We start from the raw sequence: 23358 nt of genomic DNA on the forward strand, positions 1-23358 counted from the left end.
TAATATATTATCTAATTTCTCTTTTGCAGTCAATTGTCTAGTAAACAAATTAACTAACACTAATTTTCTGATTTTATTGCTAAATATAATATATTTTCTTTTCATTAACTAAGAATACCAGAATCACTAAATTTTAGTAGTCTATATTGTAGCCTTATGTTTATATTTTGAAATATCAGTACAGCAAACTAGAACTGCGTCTTTCTCATCCTCCCATTTCATTTTTGAAGCTGCTGAATTTACCCATCTATCTAATACCTCAGAATAAATTTCTTCTGACGCATAATGAATTTCATCATTAAAGTTATTTATAGGACAATTTTTGCAAGGTTCCTCTGAACCAAACGCCATTTTATAACAAGATTCACCAGTACTAAGCCCTAATTCTTGAATTGCACGATTTACATAAAGTACTTCATAAGTATTAGGGTCAATAACATAAACATGTCCATTTAGGTTTTCTACCATCTCTTCATAATTCTTGTAGCTAGTTCGTAATTTTGTTGTTGTAGTGTTCTTAATTAAAAATACAGAAAGAATTCGAGAAATGTATCCAATAATAGCAATCTCCTCTCCTGTCCAACTATAATTCTCTCTACATACGTCAAAACCAATAAAACCAGTCATAACGCCTTCATTATATATGGCACAATGAAGAAGGGATTTTATCCCCTGTGGAGCACAAATATTGCGAATCTCAGGTGTTGTATTTTCAATGTCTTTACAACAAAAAATACCTTCATTACTGTATTGACTTATATATGAAGTAATCTCTCCTAAGTGAATATTTTGTAAAGAATCAATTTCAGATGAAATACCTGGAGCACACCATTCATATGTATTACTAATCTGTTGTTTTTTTTCATCAATTTCAAAAATGTATATTCTATCCATGTTATATCTTTCACCTAATAACTTTAATATATTTTGAATGCTTTTAGATACATTTTTTGTTTCATAAAGCATTTCAAAAACACGAAAAGTTATATCATTTTGAAAATATGTATTTAAAAAATTGGTTGTATATTCTACTTGATTGCTATTATCCAAAAGAGAATTTGTAATATTATTATCATATAAAGTATATCTATCTTTTCCATTATTTTTGGAATTATAAAGAGCGATATCAGCAAAACGATAAAGCATATTAAAAGTATCACCATGTTCAGGATAGAAAGATATTCCAACACTTCCTGAAATTTCATACTTACTTACAGCACCATAATAAGATAATCTAAGTGATTGAGATAAATGCTCTGCTTTACTTCTAATTATATTACTATCTGTATAAGGAAAGTATACTGCAATCTCGTCACCACCTATTCTTCCAATCATATCTGTTTCAGGAAAAACACCACTTATTTTATTTGCTACATCTATTAATATATTATCACCCAACTGATGACCAAGAGTGTCATTCAATCCTTTAAAATTATCAATATCTATAATAAAGAAAGCACCTAATTTATTATTGGATGATTTTAGAAATTGGTCAATTCTATTTTTAAATTCAGCTTTATTTAATAATTTCGTTAATGGGTCTAACTGTGATTTTATAATTAAGTCATCTAATTGTTGTTTTTGTGCATTAATATTAGAAAATACACCTACAGCTCTAATTATATTTCCTTTACTATCAGAAATAGCAGTTGAACGACAATTCATCCATAAGTAATTCCCCTTAATATCCTTAATTCGATAACTAGATACTGAATATCCTGGTTTTTTATATGTATTTACAATCCATTCTTCGAAAACTTCTAAATCATCTGGATGAATCTTATTACGTACTTCCCTATTAGCAGTAATATGCCTTGTAAAAGGCGAATATCCAAATAAGGTTTCATACCTTCCAGAAAATATAATTGTATCTGATTTAAAATCCCATTCAAACATAATATCATCACTTTGTTCTATAATAATACGATATTTCTCTTCACTAATAAGAAGTGCTTCTTTGGTTTCTTGTTCAGATGCTATAGATTCTTCCAATTCTTTTATTTTATTTTCTAGAGATTGCTTTAATTGTACAGTTTTATCCAATTCATCTGTAACATCTTGAAATGCATATAAACCAACAGGTCTTCCTTGATTATCAATAATACATGAAGAACGCCCTTGTAACACAATAATCTTTCCATCTTTACGAATAGCACGAGTTTGAAATTTCAATGGCTTTCCACTAGATATAAGTTCCTCTGCATTCTTCTGAACAATATGCGCATCATCTGGATGTGTAAATGCAACTATACTGTTATTAAATACTTCTCTAAATTCTTGTCTAGTGTAACCAAGATATTCTAATGCACGGTCATTGACATACTGAACTGTTGCTTCTCCATCGAGATAACCTTTCATTAGACCCATGTCAATATTTTTACCTAGTGTATAAAGTTCCCAGTTATCCATTTGAAATTCTTGTGGAATTACATAAATATGAGATTTATCCTGTTTTTCTTCAGTCTTTCCACTAATATGTTTCTGTATATCTTCAATAACAGAGCCACTATTAACAAAATCGATATAGTTACTAGCAGGCATTGGCTTAGCATAAAAATATCCTTGCCCTAAATCACAGTTTAGCTTTTGAAGAAATTTTACTTGTTCATCATTTTCTACGCCTTCCATAACTGATAAGATATGTAGAGATTTAATCAGTTCTATAACTTTAGCAATAATAATCTTTCCCTTATCTGTATTAGTGGATGCATTTAAAAATGCTTTATCAATCTTGACAATATCAATTGGAATATCTTTTAAATAATTAAGAGAAGAATAAGCACTTCCAAAATCATCTAGAGATACTTTAAAGCCAAGCATTTTAAGTTCAGAAACAATTTCAATTAATTTATTAATATTGTCTGAAAATAAATTTTCAGTAAACTCAATTTCAATCATATGAGTAGATACACCTATTCGATTTACAGTTTGAAAAATTTTTTCAACTAATTTATCTGTTTGTAAATGTGCTTTAGAGAAATTAACTGAGATAGGAAGCTGTGGTATTCCCTTTTCTTTGCTACATTTTAGGAAATGGCAGGCCTCCTCCAACATAAAAAAGTCAAGTTGTCTAATAAATCCGTTTTGCTCCATGATTGAAATAAACTTATCTGGATAAATCATACCTAACTCAGAACTATTCCAACGTACAAGTGCCTCTGCTCCAACAACTTCACCCGTTTTAATTAACAATTTTGGTTGTAAATACATTTCAAACTCATGATTTTTCAATGCGAAGTCCATCATAAATGTAATTTGTTTTTTCCATTCAACTTCCTGACTCATTTTATCATCATAAAAGCTAAATGTATTCAAGGTATTTCCCTTAGATTTTTTACGAGCATAGTTTGCTTTATCAAGTAATGCAGAAAGTGTTATGGCATCATCTCTAACCACAATAATTCCTGCACTTGCAACTAAATTATAATGTGGTGGAAGAATATTCTCCAATGCCTTCTTTAAGTCTGTAAGTTGTAAAAACATTTGTGATGCAATTACTTGATTGTCTGTATGCAAACAGAATAAAAAATGGTCCGCATGAACTTTACAGAAAATATCATCTCCTTGAAGATGTGTATTAAAATGTTCACTTATCTTTTCTAGTGTTGAATCTCCAGCCTTATACCCAAAGAAGTCATTTATATAATTAAAATTATCAAAATCTAATGTAATTAGTGTTAATGCCTGTTTAGTAGTTTTAATTTTCTTTAATTTTTTTCCTACTTCTTTATAAAATTCTTCTGAAGCAAGCTGGTGGTTTTTTTTATGATTTTCATTACACATACAAATCACCTCTTTTTATCTTTTAAATTTACTTTTTACATAAATCAATATGTGCTCATTGTAATAAAATAAAAAAGCTTACTTCATTTTTGAAAAATAAAATAAGTTCCTTAAATTCAAGCTCAAATTTTTTAAATTTGTCTTAATATTATTTTTTAATGTCAATAGGTCTCATTAAAGAAACACTCCAACATAAGACTTGATTAAAATATATCTGTAAAAAACATTACATAGTATCTAGAAATAGGTGATTTATTATTGTAATTATTTTAAAATGTCATTAACTTTTTACTAGAAATATGAATAAATATACATCTTCTCAATACCTATTTTAATCTTTCATTCACATCTATTACTTTATCAATATTATGAATACATATTTATAATATTATATAACAAAATACAATAAAAGAATAGATTTTACTAGTTATTTATAGAAAGATTATATTATAGCATAAAATCAAAAATATCAACTCTATAGATAAATTTGTATGTAAATAAATTAGCATCTATTTACATAATTTAAAAGGAAAAAATATAAGAAGTCCTTCTTTTTATAAAATATATTTACTAATATCTATAGAAAATGTCTCAAAACAAACTAAAGAATTTATTTTGAGACATTTATTTTTATATTATTCTTAATTTATTATTTACTCATATCTTTAGATTTATCTGTAGCGGCAACAATAGATTTTATAACTGCTGCTCTAAACCCTTCTTCTTCTAATACTCTAACTGCTTCTATAGTAGTCCCTGCTGGAGAACAAACCATATCCTTTAATTCACCTGGATGTTTACCAGTTTCAAGAACCATCTTAGCTGAACCCATAACTGCTTGTGATGCAAATTTATAAGCTTGTTGTCTTGGCATACCAGCTAATACTGCTGCATCTGCCATAGCTTCTATAAACATAAACACATAAGCAGGAGAAGAACCACTAACACCTGTAACAGTATCCATTAAATATTCTGATACTATCTCTGCCTCTCCAAATGATTCAAATAAAGCCTTAATCATATTTAATTCTTCATCAGTCACATTATTATTTTTACAAAGAGCTGACATACCTTCCCCAACAAGAGCTGGAGTATTTGGCATTACTCTTACTATTTTTTTATCTGAACCTATAATATTTTCCAATGCTTCTATAGTTTTTCCTGCTGCTATTGACACTATTATTTTATCTGCATCTATTAATTCTTTAAGTGGAGCTAAAGCTTTTTCACATATATTAGGCTTAAGTGCGACTAATATTACATCAGAATTTGAAACAGCTACCTTTGAATCAGTCGTAGTGTTTACTGAAAATTCTGCTTTTACTTTATCTAAAGCGATTTGGCTTAAGTCTGATACAGTTATATCTTCTGCTTTTACTAGACCTGATTTTACTATACCACCTATCATTGCACTTCCCATATTTCCTGAACCAATAAATCCTAAAGTTTTCATATCAAATCTCCTTTTTTCTATTAGTTTTTATTTTAAAGTAGCTAAATTAACTATATTTTAACTGCTTAAAATTGTCTTATACACATAAAACTTAATATTATTAATATAAATTATTGCTCTGTATAAAGCTTATTAAATATAAATTTAACGATTTTTTCATTAAACTTAACGAGCTAACTTCCAATTTAGAAAGTTAGCTCATAATTAATCTGAAATTTTTTAAATGGTATCTATAGTATATACTCTATTATACCAGTTGTGTTTTTACATAGTAATAAATTTTGTTTACAAACAATCCTAGAATGTTTGCTCAGTTCTTCCTATTATCTCATCTTGTAGTGTTCTACTTAGATTATTGAAATGGTCACTATATCCTGCAACTCTAACTATTAAGTCTTTGTAATCTTGAGGATTTTTTTGAGCCTCTAATAATACATTTTTATCAAATACATTGAATTGTATATGATGCCCATCCATATTAAAGTATGCTCTTACTAGATTAGCCATATTATCCAATCCTTTTTCCCCTTGAACTACTGATGGCGCAAATCTTTGATTTAATAATGTTCCACCAGTTTTTATATGGTCCATCTTAGCACAAGATTTTATAACTGCTGTAGGTCCATTAGTATCTCCACCTTTTTCAGGTGAGATTCCCTCTGAAACTGGTTTTGCACAAAGTCTACCATTTGGACTTGCTCCCATAATTTCACCAAAATATACATGACAAGTTGTTGGTAACATATCTACTCTATATTCTCCACCACAAACAGTTGGTCTACCAGTTACCTCATTATAATATGTGTTGAATATATCTTGCATTATTTCATCAGCATAATCATCATCATTTCCATATTTAGGAGTCTTATTTGAAACTAAATTAAGTATAGCTTCATATCCTTCAAAATTAGCATCAAGTGCTTTAAGTAATGTATCCATATCAAATTTTTGCTTATCGAATACATTGTATTTTATTGCTGTTAAACTATCTGTTATAGTTCCTATACCAACACCTTGTATATATCTAGTGTTGTATCTTGCTCCACCTCTTTGATAGTCTTTGCCTTTTTCTATACAATCATCAACTATTGTAGACATAAGTGGGCAAGGCATGTGTTTTGCACATATATTTTCTATTACAGCATTTCCTTCTATTTTTATATCAATCATATAGTGTAATTGCTTTTTAAATGCCTCAAATAATTCCTCATAAGATTTAAAACTTCTAGGGTCTCCAGTTTTTATACCTATTTGCTTTTTGCTAATTGGGTCATATCCATCATTTAATGTTAATTCAAGTATTTTTGGAATATTCATATATCCAGTTAAAACATATGCTTCTTTACCAAAGCATCCAGTTTCAACACAACCACTAGTTCCACCAAGTCTTGAATCTTCTATAGTCTTTCCAGCTTCCATAAGTTCTTGCACTATTGCCTCAGTATTATAAAATGCTGGTTGACCCCATCCTTTTCTTGATATTTCACAAGCTCTCTTTAAGAATTTCTGAGGAGTTTTTTTACTTATTTGAACGTTTGAACTTGGTTGTATCAACTTCATTTCATCCATAACATCAAGTATTATATAACTAACTTCATTAACACCATCTTGACCATCTGGATTTATTCCACCAGTGTTTATATTTGCAAAGTCTGTATATGTGCTACTTTCTTTTAATGTTATACCAACTTTTGGTGGTGCTGGTTGATTATTAAATTTAACCCATAAACATTCAAGTAATTCCTGCGCTCTATCTCTATCTAGTATCCCACTTTCTACATCTCTTTCATAGAAAGGATTTAAATGCTGGTCAAGTCTTCCTGGAGTAAAGGCATCCCATATATTAAGTTCAGTAGTAACCCCTATATGAACGAACCAGTACATTTGTATAGCTTGGTGATAAGTTTGTGGTTTATGAGCTGGTACAACATCACATGTTTCAGCAATTAGTAATAAATCTTTTTTCTTAGCTTCGTCTGTTTCTTCTTCTGCCATTTGTCTTGCTTTCTCAGCATATCTCTTACCTAATATCACCATTGCATCACAAGCTATTGCCATAGCTTCCAAATCAGCTTTTTTATTATATGCATCTAAATCATTAAGAAAATCTAATTCTTTTAGTCTTGCTTCTACATCTTTCTTTAAATCTAAAAACCCTTTTTTATATATTGTATCTCCACAAACTGTGTGCCCAGGAGCTCTTTGCTCCATAAACTCTGTAAACATACCTGCTTCATATGCTGCTAGCCATTCTGGTGTCATTGCATTTATTATTTTTTCTCTTGTTTGTCTCTTTTTCCAGAAAGGTATTATTTCTTCTTGTTGTATTTTTCTAGCTTCTTCAGATACACTGAAATTTATTATATCTCTGTTATGCATTACATCTAAATCTTCTAATGTATGACAACAAATTTCTGGGTATGTTGGTGCTCCATTAGGAGAATCACCTTTTTCACCTACTATTAATTCTCCATCATTTATGCTAAGAGTTCTATTCTCAATATAATGCTTAAATGATAAAGCACGAAGTACAGGAATCTCTACACTTCCCTCGTATTTTTTATAAGCTTCTGTCATAAGTACTGCTCTTTCAATAGATATGTGTGGTTCTGCATTAACACTTTCTTCTCTTAATTTTTTAGTTCTCTCAAAAGTTCCTCTTGACATTTTATTACCCCCCAATCTTAGTATTGAAATTACTTGCTTCAAACAGCCTTTTTATTTCTTCTAATTTTTCTTCAGTTGGTCTTTGTAACTCTTCTCCCTCATACTTTTTATAAATTTTATCATACTTGTGTTTTCCAATATTATGATATGGAAGAAGACTTACAGCTTTTATATTCAAAGGCTTTAAAAATTCTATCATTTTTTTAACCTCTAAATTTTCATCATCTACATTTACCCCTACAATTAGCGGTATCCTTATATTTATGTTAGCTCCTAATTCACTCAAAAGTTTGACATTTTTTAATATCAAGTCATTTGATTTTCCTGTAAATTTTATGTGCTTTTCTTCATCAATAAGCTTAATATCATATAAAAATAAATCTGCACATTTTGCGACTCTTTCATAATTTTCTGACTTCGCGTAACCACAAGTATCAATTGCTACATGAATCCCCTTTGATTTGCACATATTTATTACTCCACAAATAAAATCCATGTCTTGAGCCATTACTTCTCCACCTGATAGAGTTACCCCTCCACCTGATTCTTCATAGAAAATTCTATCTTTTTCTATCTCTTTAACCAAGCTTTTTACAGAATACTCTTGACCGACAATCTCTCTTGCATTGTTTACACAATAGTCTAAGCAAGTTTCACAAAATTCACACTTATCTTGGTCTAAACATATTTTTGTTTCACCTTTGAAAATTGCTTTATGAGGACATATGTTTATACATGCTTCACATCTTGAACATCTTTCTTCATTATACAAAACTTGTTTTGTATATGTTTGACTCTCTGGATTATGACACCAAACACATTCAAGTGGACATCCTTTAAAAAAAACTGTACTTCTTATTCCTGGTCCATCATGTATACTACATTTTTGTAAATTTATAACTAATGGATTCATAATTTTTCACCCCTAAATAATATCCATTCCATTTTTTCATTATTATGCAATTCATCTTCATATACTACATCTATGAAAAGCATTTCTACAATTACATAATACTATACTTGTTATTATTTTGTCTATATTTTTTTAGTGATATTAAAAAATTTTATTTTATTATGATATTTATATTGATTTTATAAATTAAATTTAAATATTTATTAAATTTATTTTTATAAGTAAATATAGCTATAATACATAAACAATATATTATTTTTGTTAATTTAGATGTATATGCTATAAAAATTAAATAAAAATAGAGACTACACTTTATCATGTAGTCTCTACCTTTCTAGTCATATTTAGAAATTCACATTTATTGTTACTGCTTTTCCGCCTCTATTTACTGTAATTTTTGTACTAGCTCCTTTTGAGAAAGTATATAGTTTTTTATTTAGGTCATTCATACCTGTTATATTTGCATCTCCTACTTTAGTTATAATATCTCCTACTTTTACTCCAGCTTTTTCTGCTGATGAACCAGATATTACTTCTGCAACATAAACTCCTTTATCAGTACTTAATTTTGTACCTGTAGCTGCTTCATAGTTTGATACATCTGTACCTTTTATACCTAAAGTCACTTTTTCATATTTTCCAGTTTTTATTACTTCTTCAACTATGCTTTTAGCTGTATTAATTGGTATTGCAAATCCTAATCCTTCTGCTTGAGAAGCTTTCGCTGTGTTTATACCAATTACTTGACCTTTTTGATTTAATAATGGTCCTCCACTATTTCCTGCATTTATACTTGCATCAGTTTGTAATAAACCAGTCATATTAGTTTTTTCTGTTTGTATAGTTCTATCTAATCCACTTATTATACCTTGAGTAACTGTTTTTTGGAAATCTAATCCAAGTGGATTACCTATTGCTATTGATATATCTCCAACTTTTACTTTATCACTATCAGCAAATTCTGCTGGTGTTAATCCAGTTTTATCGACTTTAACTATAGCTAAATCAAGTTGCTGGTCAAACCATACGACTTTACCTGAAGTTGTTGAACCATCATTAAATAGTACATTTACACTTGTAGCCTGACCATCTGATATAACATGAGAATTTGTAAGTATATAACCATTTGAATCTACTATGATTCCAGTTCCTACACCTTGTGTTTCAGTTGGAATTGCAAACATATTATTAGTATCAACGCTAGTTGTCGTAATACCTACAACAGATGGTGTGGCTTTTTCTGCAACTGCTTGATAAATATTTTGACTCTTACCATCATCATTTACAACTATTGGCGTAGAGTTGCCTGTACTTTTACTTCCTAAATTATCTTTAACTAAAATTATTGTTAGCAAACTACTAAGTATTGAACTTATTATAGCGACTAATATTACTAAACTTATACCTTTCTTTCTTCTTGACATCTCATACCACTCCCTATCTAATATAATATAAATTATCAAAATATATTTTTCCCAATTTTTCATAAAAAAATGAAATCATCTATTTTGAGTAAACTCCTTTTCGATGATTTCATTATATTATTTTAATCTTAATTAAACCTTAACTATTTGAAATTATTTAAGTCTTTTTTCTAATTCTTCTTTTTCTTTTTCATAACCTGGTTTACCTAGTAAAGCAAACATATTTTTCTTGTAAGCTTCTACTCCTGGTTGGTCAAATGGATTAACTCCCAATAAATATCCACTTATTCCACAAGCTTTTTCAAAGAAGTACACTAAATACCCAAAATTGTATTCATCCAATTGAGGTATATTTATTACTAAATTAGGTACTTTTCCATCTGTGTGAGCTAATAAAGTTCCTTCAAAGGCTTTATGATTGACAAAATCTACAGTCTTACCTGCTAGATAGTTTAGACCATCTAAATCTACTTCTTCTGAATTTATAGTTATATTTCTTTTACAGTTTTCAACATTAAGTACTGTCTCAAATAAAAGTCTTTTTCCATCTTGGATATATTGACCCATAGAATGTAAATCTGTTGAGAAATCTACAGAAGCAGGGAATAAACCTTTATTTTCTTTTCCTTCACTTTCTCCATAAAGCTGTTTCCACCACTCACTTACATAATGTAATTGAGGCTCATAGTTAACCAATAGCTCTACATCTTTTCCTTTTCTATGTAAAATTGTTCTAGCAACAGCATATCTATAACTATCATTACTTTTTAAATCAGGATTTTGAAATGCTTCTCTAGCATCATTTGCACCTTTCATCATAGCATCAATATCAAGTCCTGCAGCAGCGATAGGAAGTAATCCAACTGCTGTTAATACAGAAAAACGACCACCTACATCATCTGGTATTACAAAAGTCTCATACCCTTCTTCTGTAGCTAACTGTCTAAGTGCACCTTTACTTGAATCTGTTGTTGCATAAATTCTATTTCTCGCTTCTTCTTTACCATACTTTTTCTCTAAATAGTCTTTAAATATTCTAAAAGCAAGAGCTGGTTCTGTAGTAGTTCCTGATTTAGATATTACATTTACAGAGATATCTTTACCTTCAATTACATCCAATAAATCCATGATGTATGTTGAGCTTATATTATGTCCTACGAAATATACTTCTGGAGCCTTTCTCTGTTCTTTTTTAAGTCCATTTCTAAAAGAATGACTTACCATGTCTATAGCAGCTCTTGAACCCAAATAAGAGCCTCCTATACCTATCACCAAAAGAACATCTGAGTCAGATTTTATCTTTTCAGCTGATTTTTTTATTCTATCAAACTCTTCCTTATCATAATTTTCAGGAAGGTCTATCCAACCTAAAAAAGTATTTCCTAGACCTGTTTTATTATGTAACATGTCATGTGCAACATCTACATATGGTTGCATAACATCTATTTCGTTTTGACAAAAAAACTCCGTAGCTTTACTATAATCAAAATTTATTTTTCCCATTTAAATCCCTCTTTTCAGCATATTCGTTTTAAAGAGATTATAACACAAAATATAGGTGTTTTTTTTAAAAGTTTGCCACAAAATTGTACATATATCACCATTTGTTATCAGGAAATCGATTCTTCTAAATACTATAAGTATCTATAAATTATAAATTTTTAATCAAATAAAATTATGAGAAATCATTACTTGTCTGAATTTTTAGTAAATACTAAAATATATTCATTGTAAATAGTTATACACTCAAGATAACTACATTATAAATAACTGATTCAACAAAAAGAAACTCTAAACTTATCATTTAGAGTTTCTTTTTTTATTGATTTTCTATTTTAATTTTTATATTATTTTTAATCATTTCCTAATCTCTTAGCTATAACTTGTTGTGCTATGTTGACAGCATGGTCAGATATTCTCTCTAGATTACTTATTACATCTAAATAAATAACTCCATTCTCTATACTACATAAATTATTATTCAATCTATACATATGATTAGCTCTACAAGATTTCTCCATTATATCAACTTGCTCTTCAATTTTTATAACCTTGCAAGCCAAATCTACATTATCAGTTCTCATTGATTCTAATGCATAAGTATATGCTGAAACAACTTTATTGTACATAACATCAAGTTCAGATTGTCCTTCTTCGGAGAAAGAAATATTTGAATCTATTGCAACTTGTGATAATTCAGCTATATTTTTAGCATGGTCACCAATTCTTTCTATATCATTAACTGTGTTAAACAAGGTATCCACAACTTCTCTTGAATCATCATCTAAAGGTGCTTTTGAAAGTTTAAGTAAGTAATTCAAAATAGCTTTCTGTAAATCATTGATTAATCTCTCTCGTCTATATGTCTTGTCTATTTTTTCAGTTGAATGTTCTACTAGAGCTTCCATAGATGCATTTAAACTTTCCTTAGCCTTTTCACCCATACGAAGTGCTTCTTTTATCGTATTTGCAAGGGCTATAGAAGGAGTTTCTATCATTCTATCATCTATATATTTAATAGTCTTAGCTTCATCTTCATCTATATCGCCTTCTTTATCAGGAACAAGTTTTATTGCTAACTTTATGATAATCTTTGTAAATGGTAATAGTATTAAGACAGATATTATATTAAACAGTGTATGTGTGTTAGCTATTTGTCTTGCGACATTACTTGGGTCCCAACTTGTAACCAGGTTTACTACTGGTTTATTTAATAATATTAGGAATATCACCGTCCCTAAAACATTAAAGATTAGATGCATCATAGCTGCTCTTCGTGCGTTTTTATTGGCTCCAATACTCGATAACAGTGAAGTTACACAAGTACCAATATTTTGACCATAAAGAATTGGCAATGCTGCTGATAATGGCACTAGACCTTCTGCTGCCAATGCAACCAACATCCCCATAGATGCACTTGAACTTTGTATTATTGCTGTAATCCCAAATCCCAATAATAATCCAAGTAGTGGATATCTACCAAATGTAACTAATAAGTCAGTAAATCCTTGATAGTCTCTTAATGGCTCAACTGCCATTTTCATAAAATCCATACCTGTAAATAATATACCAAAACCTATAAGTATTTCAGCTATATTTTTTATTCTAGGCTTATTTCCAAATAAATAAAGTATGATACCTATTCCTAATGCTACTGGAGCCATACCAGTTAAATCAAAAGATACCAATTGAGCTGTAACAGTAGTACCTATATTGGCACCCATTATAACTCCTATTGCCTGTTTTAAGGTCATTATACCTGCATTTACGAAACCAACAACCATTACAGTAGTAGCACTTGAACTTTGTATTACTGCTGTAACTCCTGTACCTACTAGAACTCCCATAAATAGGTTACTAGTAAGTAATTTTATTATCTTTTTTAGCTTTGTCCCAGCAGATTTTTGTAGACCTTCTCCCATAAGGTTCATACCATATAAGAACAGACCTAATCCACCCATTAGACTTATTATAATGTTCAAATTATTTCCTCCTTGTAAAGAGATTAATGTTTCTAAAAATTTTATAACCTATTGTATTTTATCAAATTATAGGAGTAGTAATGTTAAATTTATGTTAAATATTAAAAAATCATTAAATTTATGTTAAATTTTTGTATTATTACTGTATTTTTGTATTATTTTTTCTGCACATTTTATACCATCAACTGCCGCTGTAACTATCCCACCTGCATATCCAGCACCTTCTCCACATGGATATAGATTCTTAACACTTATTGACTCTAAAGTCTCCTCATCCCTTACTATTCTTATTGGAGATGATGACCTAGTTTCTACTCCAGTTAAAACAGCATCATACATCGCAAATCCATTCAGTTTTTTATCAAGAGATATGAATGCTTCTCTCATAGTTTCTGTTACAAAGTCAGGTAGACATTCACTTAAGTTTGTAAGTGTATATCCAGGTCTATATGATGGCTCAACACTACCTAAATTTGTAGAAGTTTTATTATTGATAAAGTCTCCAACAAGTTGAACTGGTGCATTGTAATTTTTTCCACCTAATTCAAAAGCTAATTTTTCATATTCTTGTTGAAAATGTACACCTGCCAGAGGATTATCACTTTTAAAATCTTCTGGAGTTATATTTACTAAAAATGCACTGTTCGCATTTACTTTATCCCTGGCATGTTCACTCATGCCATTAGTAACTATTTCAAAGTCATTGGATGCAGATGCTATTACACTACCACCTGGACACATACAAAAAGTATATGCTGTCCTTCCATTTGAAACATGCTCTATAAGTCTATAATCAGCTGCTCCTAATCTAGGATGATTGTAAAACTCCTTATATTGTGCTTTATTTATTAAATCTTGTGGATGCTCAACCCTAGCTCCTATTGCAAAAGGCTTTTGAATTATTTTTACACCTCTCGAATACAACATTTCATAAGTATCTCTTGCACTATGTCCAACAGCTAATATAACTGTATCTGTATCTATCTTTTCAGTATCATTTATTGTTACAGATTGTATAGAATCATTTGATACGACTACATCTGTCACTTTTGAATTAAATCTAACTTGACCACCTAGATTTATTATTTCATTTCTTATATTTTTAACTACATTTTTTAATATATCTGTTCCTACATGTGGCTTATGTGAGTACAATATTTCATCTGGTGCTCCAAATTGAACTAGCTCTTCTAGTACTTTTCTACATCGTATATCTTTTATTCTAGTTGTAAGTTTGCCATCTGAAAAAGTTCCTGCTCCGCCTTCACCAAATTGAACATTTGAATTATTTTTAAATTTTCTAGTTGTCCAAAAATCACTTATATCTTTAGTTCTATTGTCTACATCAAGACCTCTTTCAAGTATGATTGGTTCATAACCCATTTGAGCCAAAATCAGACCTGCAAACAAGCCTGCTGGTCCACTGCCAATTACTAAAGGACTATTCTTTAATTTTTTATCACCTATGGTTACATTTACATATCTGATTTCCTTTATTTTTGTTACATCTTTTATTTTTGAACTGAGTATTTTATCTTCATCTTTAACTTCTACATCTACAGAATAAACAAACTCCATTTTTCCTTTTTTTCTAGCATCTATAGATTCTTTATATATACTATATTTAACTAAGCTTTTTTCTTTTATTCTTAGCTTCTTAAGTACAATATCTTTTAATAAAGATATATCTTTATCGATTCCAAGTTTTATATTAGATACTCTTAACATATTGTTTTCCTCTCTTAGATTATAATATAAAAAAGCTAGGGTTATTCCTAGCTTTCTACAAATATAACTTCTATATTCTCTTTTACTAGATTTTCTACCCAAGTCTCGTCTAACACAAAATTCTTTATTTTATTTACAACAATTGCTTTATCTAAATCTTTTTTCAAATTTTTTACTAAAACCATTGCTTCAACTGACTTATTCAATCTTTCAACATACAGAGAATTCACTTTAATTAATACAACTCTTAATTCACACACATATAAATCTTCACTACCTAAAGTGATTTCATCATCATATTTATACACACTAAATTCATATACATTTTCATAAGGTGTTATATTTTCTATTCCTACATAGTCCATTTATTTATCCTCTTTTAGTTATAAGACCTCTTATAACTTTCATGTTATTAAACACCTTCTCTAAGAAGTTTTCTGCTTCTTCATTATCTAAAAGATTTATTTCAAGATTCTCATTTTCTATAATATCTTTAGATTTACAGTATTCTTTTGCTATCTCTATTAGCTCATTTTTTTTATCCATAGACAAATCGAACTCTTTATAGTCTATTATTATATATTGTTTGGTATCAGGTGATACACCATTATTATATCCTATTTCTATATGATAAATAACTGCATATATTTCTTCTCCATTGTACACAGGTACTGCTGGATTAGATTTTATAAAGTTCGTTGACACAGCAATTGCATTTCCTAAACTAAGACTCATTATTAATACCTCTTTCTCAACATTATACATATATTATACTATATATTCTTTATCTATGACTTAAAGCTTTTTATAATTAATTAAGATATTTTTAAATCTTTGTATCTTTTTCCTAATGTACTGGAACTTATATCATATTTTTTTGATATTTGTACTTGAGTTATAGGTTGTCCTGCCTCTTTCTTAACATAATATTCAACAGCAGCTGCCCAACCATTTTCAGCTCCTTTTATATTTTCATGTTTTTTCTTATACTCATTCCAAAACTCTATACAGGCATCTATATTTTCTTCTTCTACATTTTCTTTAAGAGTATCTAAAACTTTGCACTCTATTTCAGCTAATTCATTTTCTGAATTAACTTTTGTACCTTTCTTATCTCTTTCTCTCTTTAAGTATTCAGCTATACTTGGGTCTAAAAGCTGTTGTATATACTTGTATAGTATATGTGTATGATAAATTAAGAAAGTCTTCATATCCTTGTATAAGTCTTGATATTGATTAAATAAATTCATAACATCTTTTAATATTATGTCTTTTACTTCATTTGATATACTTATAGTTACATCTATCAGTATGTTAGTTCCTTCAATATCGACAATTCTAGCTATCATACAACTTCCGCTTTTAAAACTTCTTAGAAGTTTTACATCTTCTGTATAAAGTTCATTCCCACTTAGACAATCTTTTAAGACTATTCTTCCCACAGAAACTTCTTTTACTTCATAAATACTTACATATGATTCAAAGAGACTCTTTAATATTGATACTTCTGATTGACTTAGGTTTGCACCATTTTCTTCAAGAAAACCAACTGTCATTACCTTTTTATTTTCCATTATATGGTCTTGTATTAAATAAGTATTAAAAAATCTTTCAAATTTTTCATTTACACTATCATTTTGCATTATATAAAACATTTCTTTAGCTTTTTCACATTCGTCTTTGAATCTATCCTGTCTTGAATAATCATATAACTTTGAATATAAATCTGTATATTGTTTTTGTGAAAGTTCAGTTCTTCTGCATGCTCTTTCTGAAACAATATCTTTATTTAAACAACACTTCTTGTATTTTTTGCCACTTCCACAAGGGCATAGCTCATTTCTCCCTAACAATATGACTTCCACTCCCTTATTATTAAATTAAAGTACAATTTGTTATTATACCATTTTTTTATTAATCAATCTATAGTATAAATAAATATTCTCTTAAATTCACTTATATTTTGGTATAATATATTAACTTTAATTAGGATTTCGATAAAATCACTAACAATCCCTCTTGTAGAAATGGATTATCGTAAAACTAATTCCTCTATAAAATTTTATTAATTGATAATAGTTTTTTACTTTGTCTATTCTTTTTTGTTATATGACTCTAATTGTCATTTTACATTCAACAATATTGTCTTTTTCTTGTTTATATTCATTATAAATATTTTGAATATCTAAATTACTCGTTTTTAATTTGCTAATCTCTATTTTTTCAAATTTATCATTTAAATTTAAATTCTTCATTAAACCCTCTATTTTCAATACATTCTCAAGTTCACCATTAACTTTTATTTCTAAATTAACTTGTTTTTTATTATTATCTAAACTATTTTCTTGGTTAATATATTCTATATTCACTAAATCTTTCAATTTATTTTCTACTAATAACACCATATCTTTATTTGTTTTTTTATCTAAAAATGAATTATTAAAATTACTTTTCAATTCTTCATTTCCATTTAATTCAACATTTTCTATATATTTATCATCTTTATAACTATTATCCTTTATTTGATAATTATCTTGCTTATTTATTTTATTTATTAGATTTTGTTTTTCTTTCTTCAAGCTGGTTAAGTTTTGTTCCAATGGACTTAATATTATATTAGTAGCTAATACAATAATTAATATTAACAATATTTTAAGTAAATTTTTTTCTCTATTATTTAACCTCAAAAATAATCACCCATCTAACTTTTTATTCTAAACTTATAGTTATCTCCATCTCTTACAATACTGTCTATATAATAACCTTTTATGTACTTTATTTTTCTTAGATTATTTAAAACATCTAAATCATTACATACACCTTCCATTTCTAGCTTATTTTTATCTATTGATATTTTAGTAATATTATTTATTCCTACAGTTTCATATATTTTTTTTATTTCATTAAATCTTATTTTAGAAAATTTCTCTCTAGTCTTTTCAGCAACTGGTATAGTCTGTTTTGGCTCATTTATTAAATTATTTTTACTTATATAACTTTTAAGTTCGTTTATAGATTTCACATATATAAACGATTTAAATAAAACACATGTTAAAATTAAGACTATTACTGCTTTATATACCTTATTATAAGGTTTAATTTCTTTTAATCCATTGAGAAAGTTTATAGTTTTACAAGATTTCATTTAAACAATCATTCCTATATTACTTATATAATTTATACTGCTATTTTCTAAATTTCTATCAAAATTATTTTCTATCTTTACTTTATCTTTTAATTTCAATGGACTTATTTCTATATACCTGTCTTTATCTTCAAAGTATTCTTCAATAAAATTATTTTCTATTCCATAGTAATAAACACACTTAAAACTACTTAATAGCTTCTTTACTGATTCATAGGATTTTATTTCTTTTGATAGTAAATAAGTCTCTTCTATCTTTTTACCTCTTGTTATATTTATAATGAACTGATTTTTTTTACACTCTATAAAAACTCCTTCTTCTAAAAAATTCTCTATCAAGTCTAGGTTTATGAGTTTTTGTAATATATCAAAATTTATATTTATAGCCTTTGGGTTCAAGTTTAGATTTGTTGAAATGCTCTTAATTAATTGAATAATAATCTTTGGAAAAAGAATTACTTGTATATTCAATTTATCATGACTAGAATTTATAACTTTATATTTTATTGAATAGTCGTTTATATTTATTGGAATGTATTGTGTTATTTCAAATTCAATCATATTTAATATATCTCTTTTTTTCTTAGTATCTAGAATTTCAATATTTCTAATTACTATATCTTGAGTTTGAATATTAAAGTATAAATTTTTATATGATATTTTTAATTTACCTATCTCCTCTTTTACAAATCTAACTACATCTTCTATATATCTAACCTTAATAACATCTTTGCTATCGTTTTTTATATTAAAATTTATTTCTTTTGTAATTGATTTATCTATAAAAATTTTTTTGTGATTTTTTCTTAAAAATACAATCCTTATATAATCATCATTTATCTCTAAATTTAAAATTTTTTTAATTATAACCATCTCCTTTAGTTAAGCTATAAAAATACATATATAAAAATACTACTTAGGATAAAATTGTTTAGAGTTTACATTTACACTTATATCTGCACCACTATCACTTATAACAAGTTCAAATTTGCCAGATGTACTTTGAGGAACTGGAACAGTATTCAAATACCCTTTTTCCTTTAAAGATTCTACGCTTAAAGATTGTGTTATGTTTTCATCATCATTAATAGCCATACTCGCTGCTGTTACTATGTTGGCAGCATTTGTATAATCTGCATTTAGTTTTGCACTCTCTTGAACCTTACTGTACTTAACTAATGCTATACTAGATATAACACCTAAAATTGTTACTACTACAATCATTTCAACAAGTGTAAATCCCTTTCGTTTTTTATTTATCAATTAGATATTCTCTCCTTTTAAAAATTTTATTAGATAAAATTTATTTTTTTCTTAAAAACTAGTAACTGCATCGAACATGGGAATAACCATAGATAAAATAAAACTTCCAATAATTGATCCCATAAATATAATTAAAAAAGGTTCTATAAATTTCATTATTTGCTCTATTTTATTATTTAATTCACTTTCATAGAATTTATTTATTACATCTAAGCTTTTATCTAGTTTTCCACTTTCTTCTCCTGTATTTGTCATTGAAATAAATAATTTAGGAAAGATATTTGCTAAATTCAAAGACTTACCTATACTATTTCCCTTTTTTATATAGTTATTGGAAATATTTAATCTTTCACAAATAAATTCATTATCTACAACACTTGCTGACATTTCTATAGCTTCCACTATTTGTATTCCACTACTAATTAAAATAGATAAGGCTCTAGAAAATCTGGTTGTAACTACTAACTGATTAATTTTTCTTACAAAAGGCATTTTAAATTTCAGAGAATTAATCAATTTTTTTATATTATCATTTGTTCTAAGAAAATAAACAGTTGCTATTAAAAATAATAAAAGACTAAGCATAAGATAACCTATGTTATTTGTAACTATTGTGGATATTCCTATTAAAACTCTTGTTATTAAAGGTGGTTCAATTCCATTACTTGCAAAAACCACCTGAAAATTAGGTATTACAAATATGAATATAAATATCATTGACATGATAGATAATGCTATGAGTATTATTGGATAGATTGAAATATTTATTATTTTCATTTTTAATTTGTATTCTTTATCATAATAATTAGATAAATCATTCATTATTATATCTAGGCTTCCACTAGTTTCCCCTGCTCTTATCATGCTTATAAAGAATTTAGAAAATGTACCTGTTACCTGAAATGAATCTGCTATTGAGTTACCTTTTTGGATGTGATTTGATACTATATTAAGCAAATTTTTTACTTTTTTACTAGACTGACCCTCAATGACTTCAAATATCTTTGTAATTTCACATCCAGATTCTAATAATATACCTATCTCTTTGCAAATTACTCTAACTTCTTTATCACTAATTCTATTTAATATTAAATAAAATTTCTCTAAATTATAAAATATACTTTTAGATAATCTCATGCACTATAATTCCTTCCAAATTATATTAATTGCAATTAAATAAATACAATATTTTTTAATTTAATACATTTAATTTTGTCTAACTTAAATATAACTTATGTTCAAACATTTTAATTAAAGTAAATTAAATGAAGTTAACTATATAGTTCAATTAAATCATTTCATTTACTACTAAACATTCTTCTAATGTCGTTATTTTTTCATTTATTAGTCTTTTACAACTATCTTCAAATGTTATCATTCCATTTTTTTGTGCCACTTCTTTAATACTACTAGAATCATCTATATTTCTTATACATGTTTTTATGTCATCATTTACTTCTAGTATTTCATAAATTGCTGTTCTTCCAAAATACCCTTTGTCATTACATCTTTCACAACCTACAGCTACTTTAGTATTTACATCTCCACTAAAATTGTCTTTTATCATAATCTCATGACTACAATGATTACAAACTTTTCTAACCAATTTTTGAGAGATAACACCTATAAGAGATGCATTTAAAAGATATGGTGGTATTTGCATTTCTAATAATCTAGCTATAGAAGACACTGCATCATTAGTGTGCAAAGTACTTATAACTAAATGACCTGTTATAGCTGCTCTTACTGCTATTTTAGCTGTTTCTGAATCTCTTATTTCTCCTACCATTATTATATCTGGGTCTTGTCTTAATATTGCTCTAAGACCCACCTCAAAACTTAATCCTATTTTTGAATTTACTTGTATCTGACTTATTCCATCCATCTTATACTCTACTGGATTTTCTATAGTCATTATATTTTTATTTATACCTTTTAAATCATTTAATAAGGAATATACTGTTGTAGTCTTTCCGCTGCCTGTAGGGCCTGTCACTAGTAATATTCCTGCTCTTTTACTTATTATATTACTTATAGACTTTATTGCTTCCTCTGAAAATCCCAGTTCTAGCTTATCCTTTAAGAAAGTATCTCTATTAAGTATTCTTAAAACAATTTTTTCACCATATACAGTTGGTATTGATGAAACTCTAATATCAATTAGGTCACCTCCCAACTTTATATCTACTCTACCATCTTGTGGAAGTCTTTTTTCCGTTATATCCATTGAGGCTTTTAATTTCACTACAGTAGATAATGATGGATATATATCGATTAAAAACTTTGATACTTCTTTTAATTCTCCATCTACCCTCATTCTCACTATTAAATGCTTTTCAAATGGCTCTATATGTATATCACTTGCATTTTCTTTTATAGCTTTTTCTAAAAGATTTTCAAATAATTTTTTTGCATAATCTTCATCAAGTTCAAAGTTATTGTAATATTTATCAATCTTCTCACTTATAAGTTCTTTTTTCTCTTTTTTCAATATAATTTCTTTACCTGTAGCCAATCTCAAATCCTGTATGGCATATATATCTTCATCTTCTATTTCTACTACTAAATTATCATCTTGAAATTCTACTGGAAATACATTATATTTTTTTGCAAGCTTTTCTGGTATTAACATTGGTAAACTGCTTTCCTCTAATATAATCTTAATCACCCTTTATATACTTTAATTTATTAGGTATATTCATTTTTTTCATAGAGATATTTTCTTCAGTTTTTATACTTACTTTCATTGGATAAGTCGTTTGTATACTGTCTAAATATTCACTGCCTTTATCCACATAATCAGAGAGTTTATCCTTATCCCCAATGCATTTTATTTCATAAGGTTGCGCTACAGGAACTCCATTTATATTTATATGGCTTCCTGCAAGTACAACTTCTGAATACTGATTGATTCTTTGACCATTTATTTCTATGTATTTTGCTCCATTTACTTTTAGTTCATTTACAACTTTTACAAGTATTTTATTATAGTCTATACTATTTGCTATATTCCCTGTTTTTTCATCTATAGCATCTATACTTACTATTATTCCACTGCCCTTTACATCTGAATATGATAGATTTTCTCTAAGAGCTTCTATTTCTGAGATTTCTTTAGAATTTTTTTGATTACTTTTCATTGAATCAATTTCTTTATCTAATTTATCCTTTTCCTTTTTTAATTCCTTTATAGACTTTCCTGTCAATTTTATTTCTTTTCTTATTGACTTATCTTTACTTGTATAAACTGTTTCTTCATTACTATAATCTCTAAATATGGTTCCAACAAGTATACCTAAAATAGTACTCGCTAGTATTATAAACACATATGGTTTTTTCATACTGTATTGCTCCTTACAAATTTATTTTTATATGATAATTTTCTTTAATTAAACCTTGGACCTTTATATATATTTATTATATCAAACTTATATATTAAAATTCATCTTTAGTATATAATATAATACATCAAAAAAAGCAAAATGGCATAGCTTCACAGC

18 protein-coding genes are annotated in these 23358 nt (G+C 27.8%); all 18 read right to left on the bottom strand.

Annotated elements, in window-relative coordinates; all coding sequences use genetic code 11:
* Positions 1 to 141: 141 nt before the first annotated feature.
* The 18 genes from Q3287_RS03135 to Q3287_RS03220 all read right to left on the bottom strand — a co-directional run bounded on the left by Q3287_RS03135 (position 142) and on the right by Q3287_RS03220 (position 23199).
* Positions 142 to 3783, bottom strand: coding sequence for an EAL domain-containing protein (locus Q3287_RS03135; protein WP_407963508.1), 3642 nt, complete (start codon positions 3781 to 3783; stop codon positions 142 to 144).
* Positions 3784 to 4432: 649 nt separating this feature from the next.
* Positions 4433 to 5236: a pyrroline-5-carboxylate reductase gene (gene proC, locus Q3287_RS03140; RefSeq protein WP_054271721.1), complete on the bottom strand. Its 804-nt coding sequence runs from the start codon at positions 5234 to 5236 to the stop codon at positions 4433 to 4435.
* A gap of 297 nt (positions 5237 to 5533) precedes the next feature.
* Complete coding sequence (hypD, locus tag Q3287_RS03145; RefSeq protein ID WP_407963509.1) at positions 5534 to 7903, bottom strand: trans-4-hydroxy-L-proline dehydratase; 2370 nt, start codon at positions 7901 to 7903, stop codon at positions 5534 to 5536.
* 4 nt (positions 7904 to 7907) lie between these two features.
* Positions 7908 to 8816 carry a trans-4-hydroxy-L-proline dehydratase activase gene (locus Q3287_RS03150; protein ID WP_054277647.1) on the bottom strand — a complete coding sequence of 303 codons (909 nt, stop codon included), beginning with the start codon at positions 8814 to 8816 and terminating at the stop codon, positions 7908 to 7910.
* Between the two features lie 344 nt (positions 8817 to 9160).
* Positions 9161 to 10240, bottom strand: a complete 1080-nt coding sequence (locus Q3287_RS03155; RefSeq protein WP_054277648.1) for a S1C family serine protease — start codon at positions 10238 to 10240, stop codon at positions 9161 to 9163.
* Between the two features lie 153 nt (positions 10241 to 10393).
* The gene (locus Q3287_RS03160) at positions 10394 to 11743 is read right to left on the bottom strand and encodes a glucose-6-phosphate isomerase (protein WP_054271725.1); all 1350 of its coding nucleotides are present in this window, start codon (positions 11741 to 11743) and stop codon (positions 10394 to 10396) included.
* 350 nt (positions 11744 to 12093) lie between these two features.
* Positions 12094 to 13722, bottom strand: a complete 1629-nt coding sequence (locus Q3287_RS03165; RefSeq protein WP_054277650.1) for a Na/Pi cotransporter family protein — start codon at positions 13720 to 13722, stop codon at positions 12094 to 12096.
* A 123-nt stretch (positions 13723 to 13845) separates the two neighbouring features.
* Positions 13846 to 15450 (bottom strand): NAD(P)/FAD-dependent oxidoreductase, encoded by a 1605-nt coding sequence (locus Q3287_RS03170; RefSeq protein WP_407963510.1) that lies wholly within the window; start codon positions 15448 to 15450, stop codon positions 13846 to 13848.
* A 47-nt stretch (positions 15451 to 15497) separates the two neighbouring features.
* Complete coding sequence (locus Q3287_RS03175; protein WP_407963511.1) at positions 15498 to 15815, bottom strand: hypothetical protein; 318 nt, start codon at positions 15813 to 15815, stop codon at positions 15498 to 15500.
* 4 nt (positions 15816 to 15819) lie between these two features.
* Entirely contained in the window at positions 15820 to 16185 is a 366-nt protein-coding gene (locus Q3287_RS03180; RefSeq protein WP_054271729.1) for a hypothetical protein, read from the bottom strand.
* A gap of 80 nt (positions 16186 to 16265) precedes the next feature.
* Entirely contained in the window at positions 16266 to 17303 is a 1038-nt protein-coding gene (locus tag Q3287_RS03185; RefSeq protein ID WP_054277652.1) for a YecA family protein, read from the bottom strand.
* A 252-nt stretch (positions 17304 to 17555) separates the two neighbouring features.
* Positions 17556 to 18137, bottom strand: coding sequence for a hypothetical protein (locus tag Q3287_RS03190; protein WP_407963512.1), 582 nt, complete (start codon positions 18135 to 18137; stop codon positions 17556 to 17558).
* A gap of 14 nt (positions 18138 to 18151) precedes the next feature.
* Positions 18152 to 18595, bottom strand: coding sequence for a hypothetical protein (locus Q3287_RS03195; protein ID WP_054277654.1), 444 nt, complete (start codon positions 18593 to 18595; stop codon positions 18152 to 18154).
* Positions 18596 to 19468, bottom strand: a complete 873-nt coding sequence (locus Q3287_RS03200) for a pilus assembly protein PilM (RefSeq protein ID WP_074179282.1) — start codon at positions 19466 to 19468, stop codon at positions 18596 to 18598.
* A 39-nt stretch (positions 19469 to 19507) separates the two neighbouring features.
* Positions 19508 to 19858 (bottom strand): type II secretion system protein, encoded by a 351-nt coding sequence (locus Q3287_RS03205; RefSeq protein ID WP_054271734.1) that lies wholly within the window; start codon positions 19856 to 19858, stop codon positions 19508 to 19510.
* 51 nt (positions 19859 to 19909) lie between these two features.
* Positions 19910 to 20995, bottom strand: a complete 1086-nt coding sequence (locus tag Q3287_RS03210) for a type II secretion system F family protein (RefSeq protein ID WP_407963513.1) — start codon at positions 20993 to 20995, stop codon at positions 19910 to 19912.
* Positions 20996 to 21146: 151 nt separating this feature from the next.
* A complete protein-coding gene (locus Q3287_RS03215; RefSeq protein ID WP_407963514.1) occupies positions 21147 to 22490 on the bottom strand; it encodes a GspE/PulE family protein in 1344 nt (447 codons plus the stop codon).
* A gap of 28 nt (positions 22491 to 22518) precedes the next feature.
* A complete protein-coding gene (locus Q3287_RS03220) occupies positions 22519 to 23199 on the bottom strand; it encodes a DUF881 domain-containing protein (RefSeq protein WP_054277657.1) in 681 nt (226 codons plus the stop codon).
* Between the last annotated feature and the right edge of the window lie 159 nt (positions 23200 to 23358).

This window comes from Clostridioides sp. GD02404, from assembly GCF_045898275.1.
Classification (GTDB): domain Bacteria; phylum Bacillota; class Clostridia; order Peptostreptococcales; family Peptostreptococcaceae; genus Clostridioides; species Clostridioides difficile_A.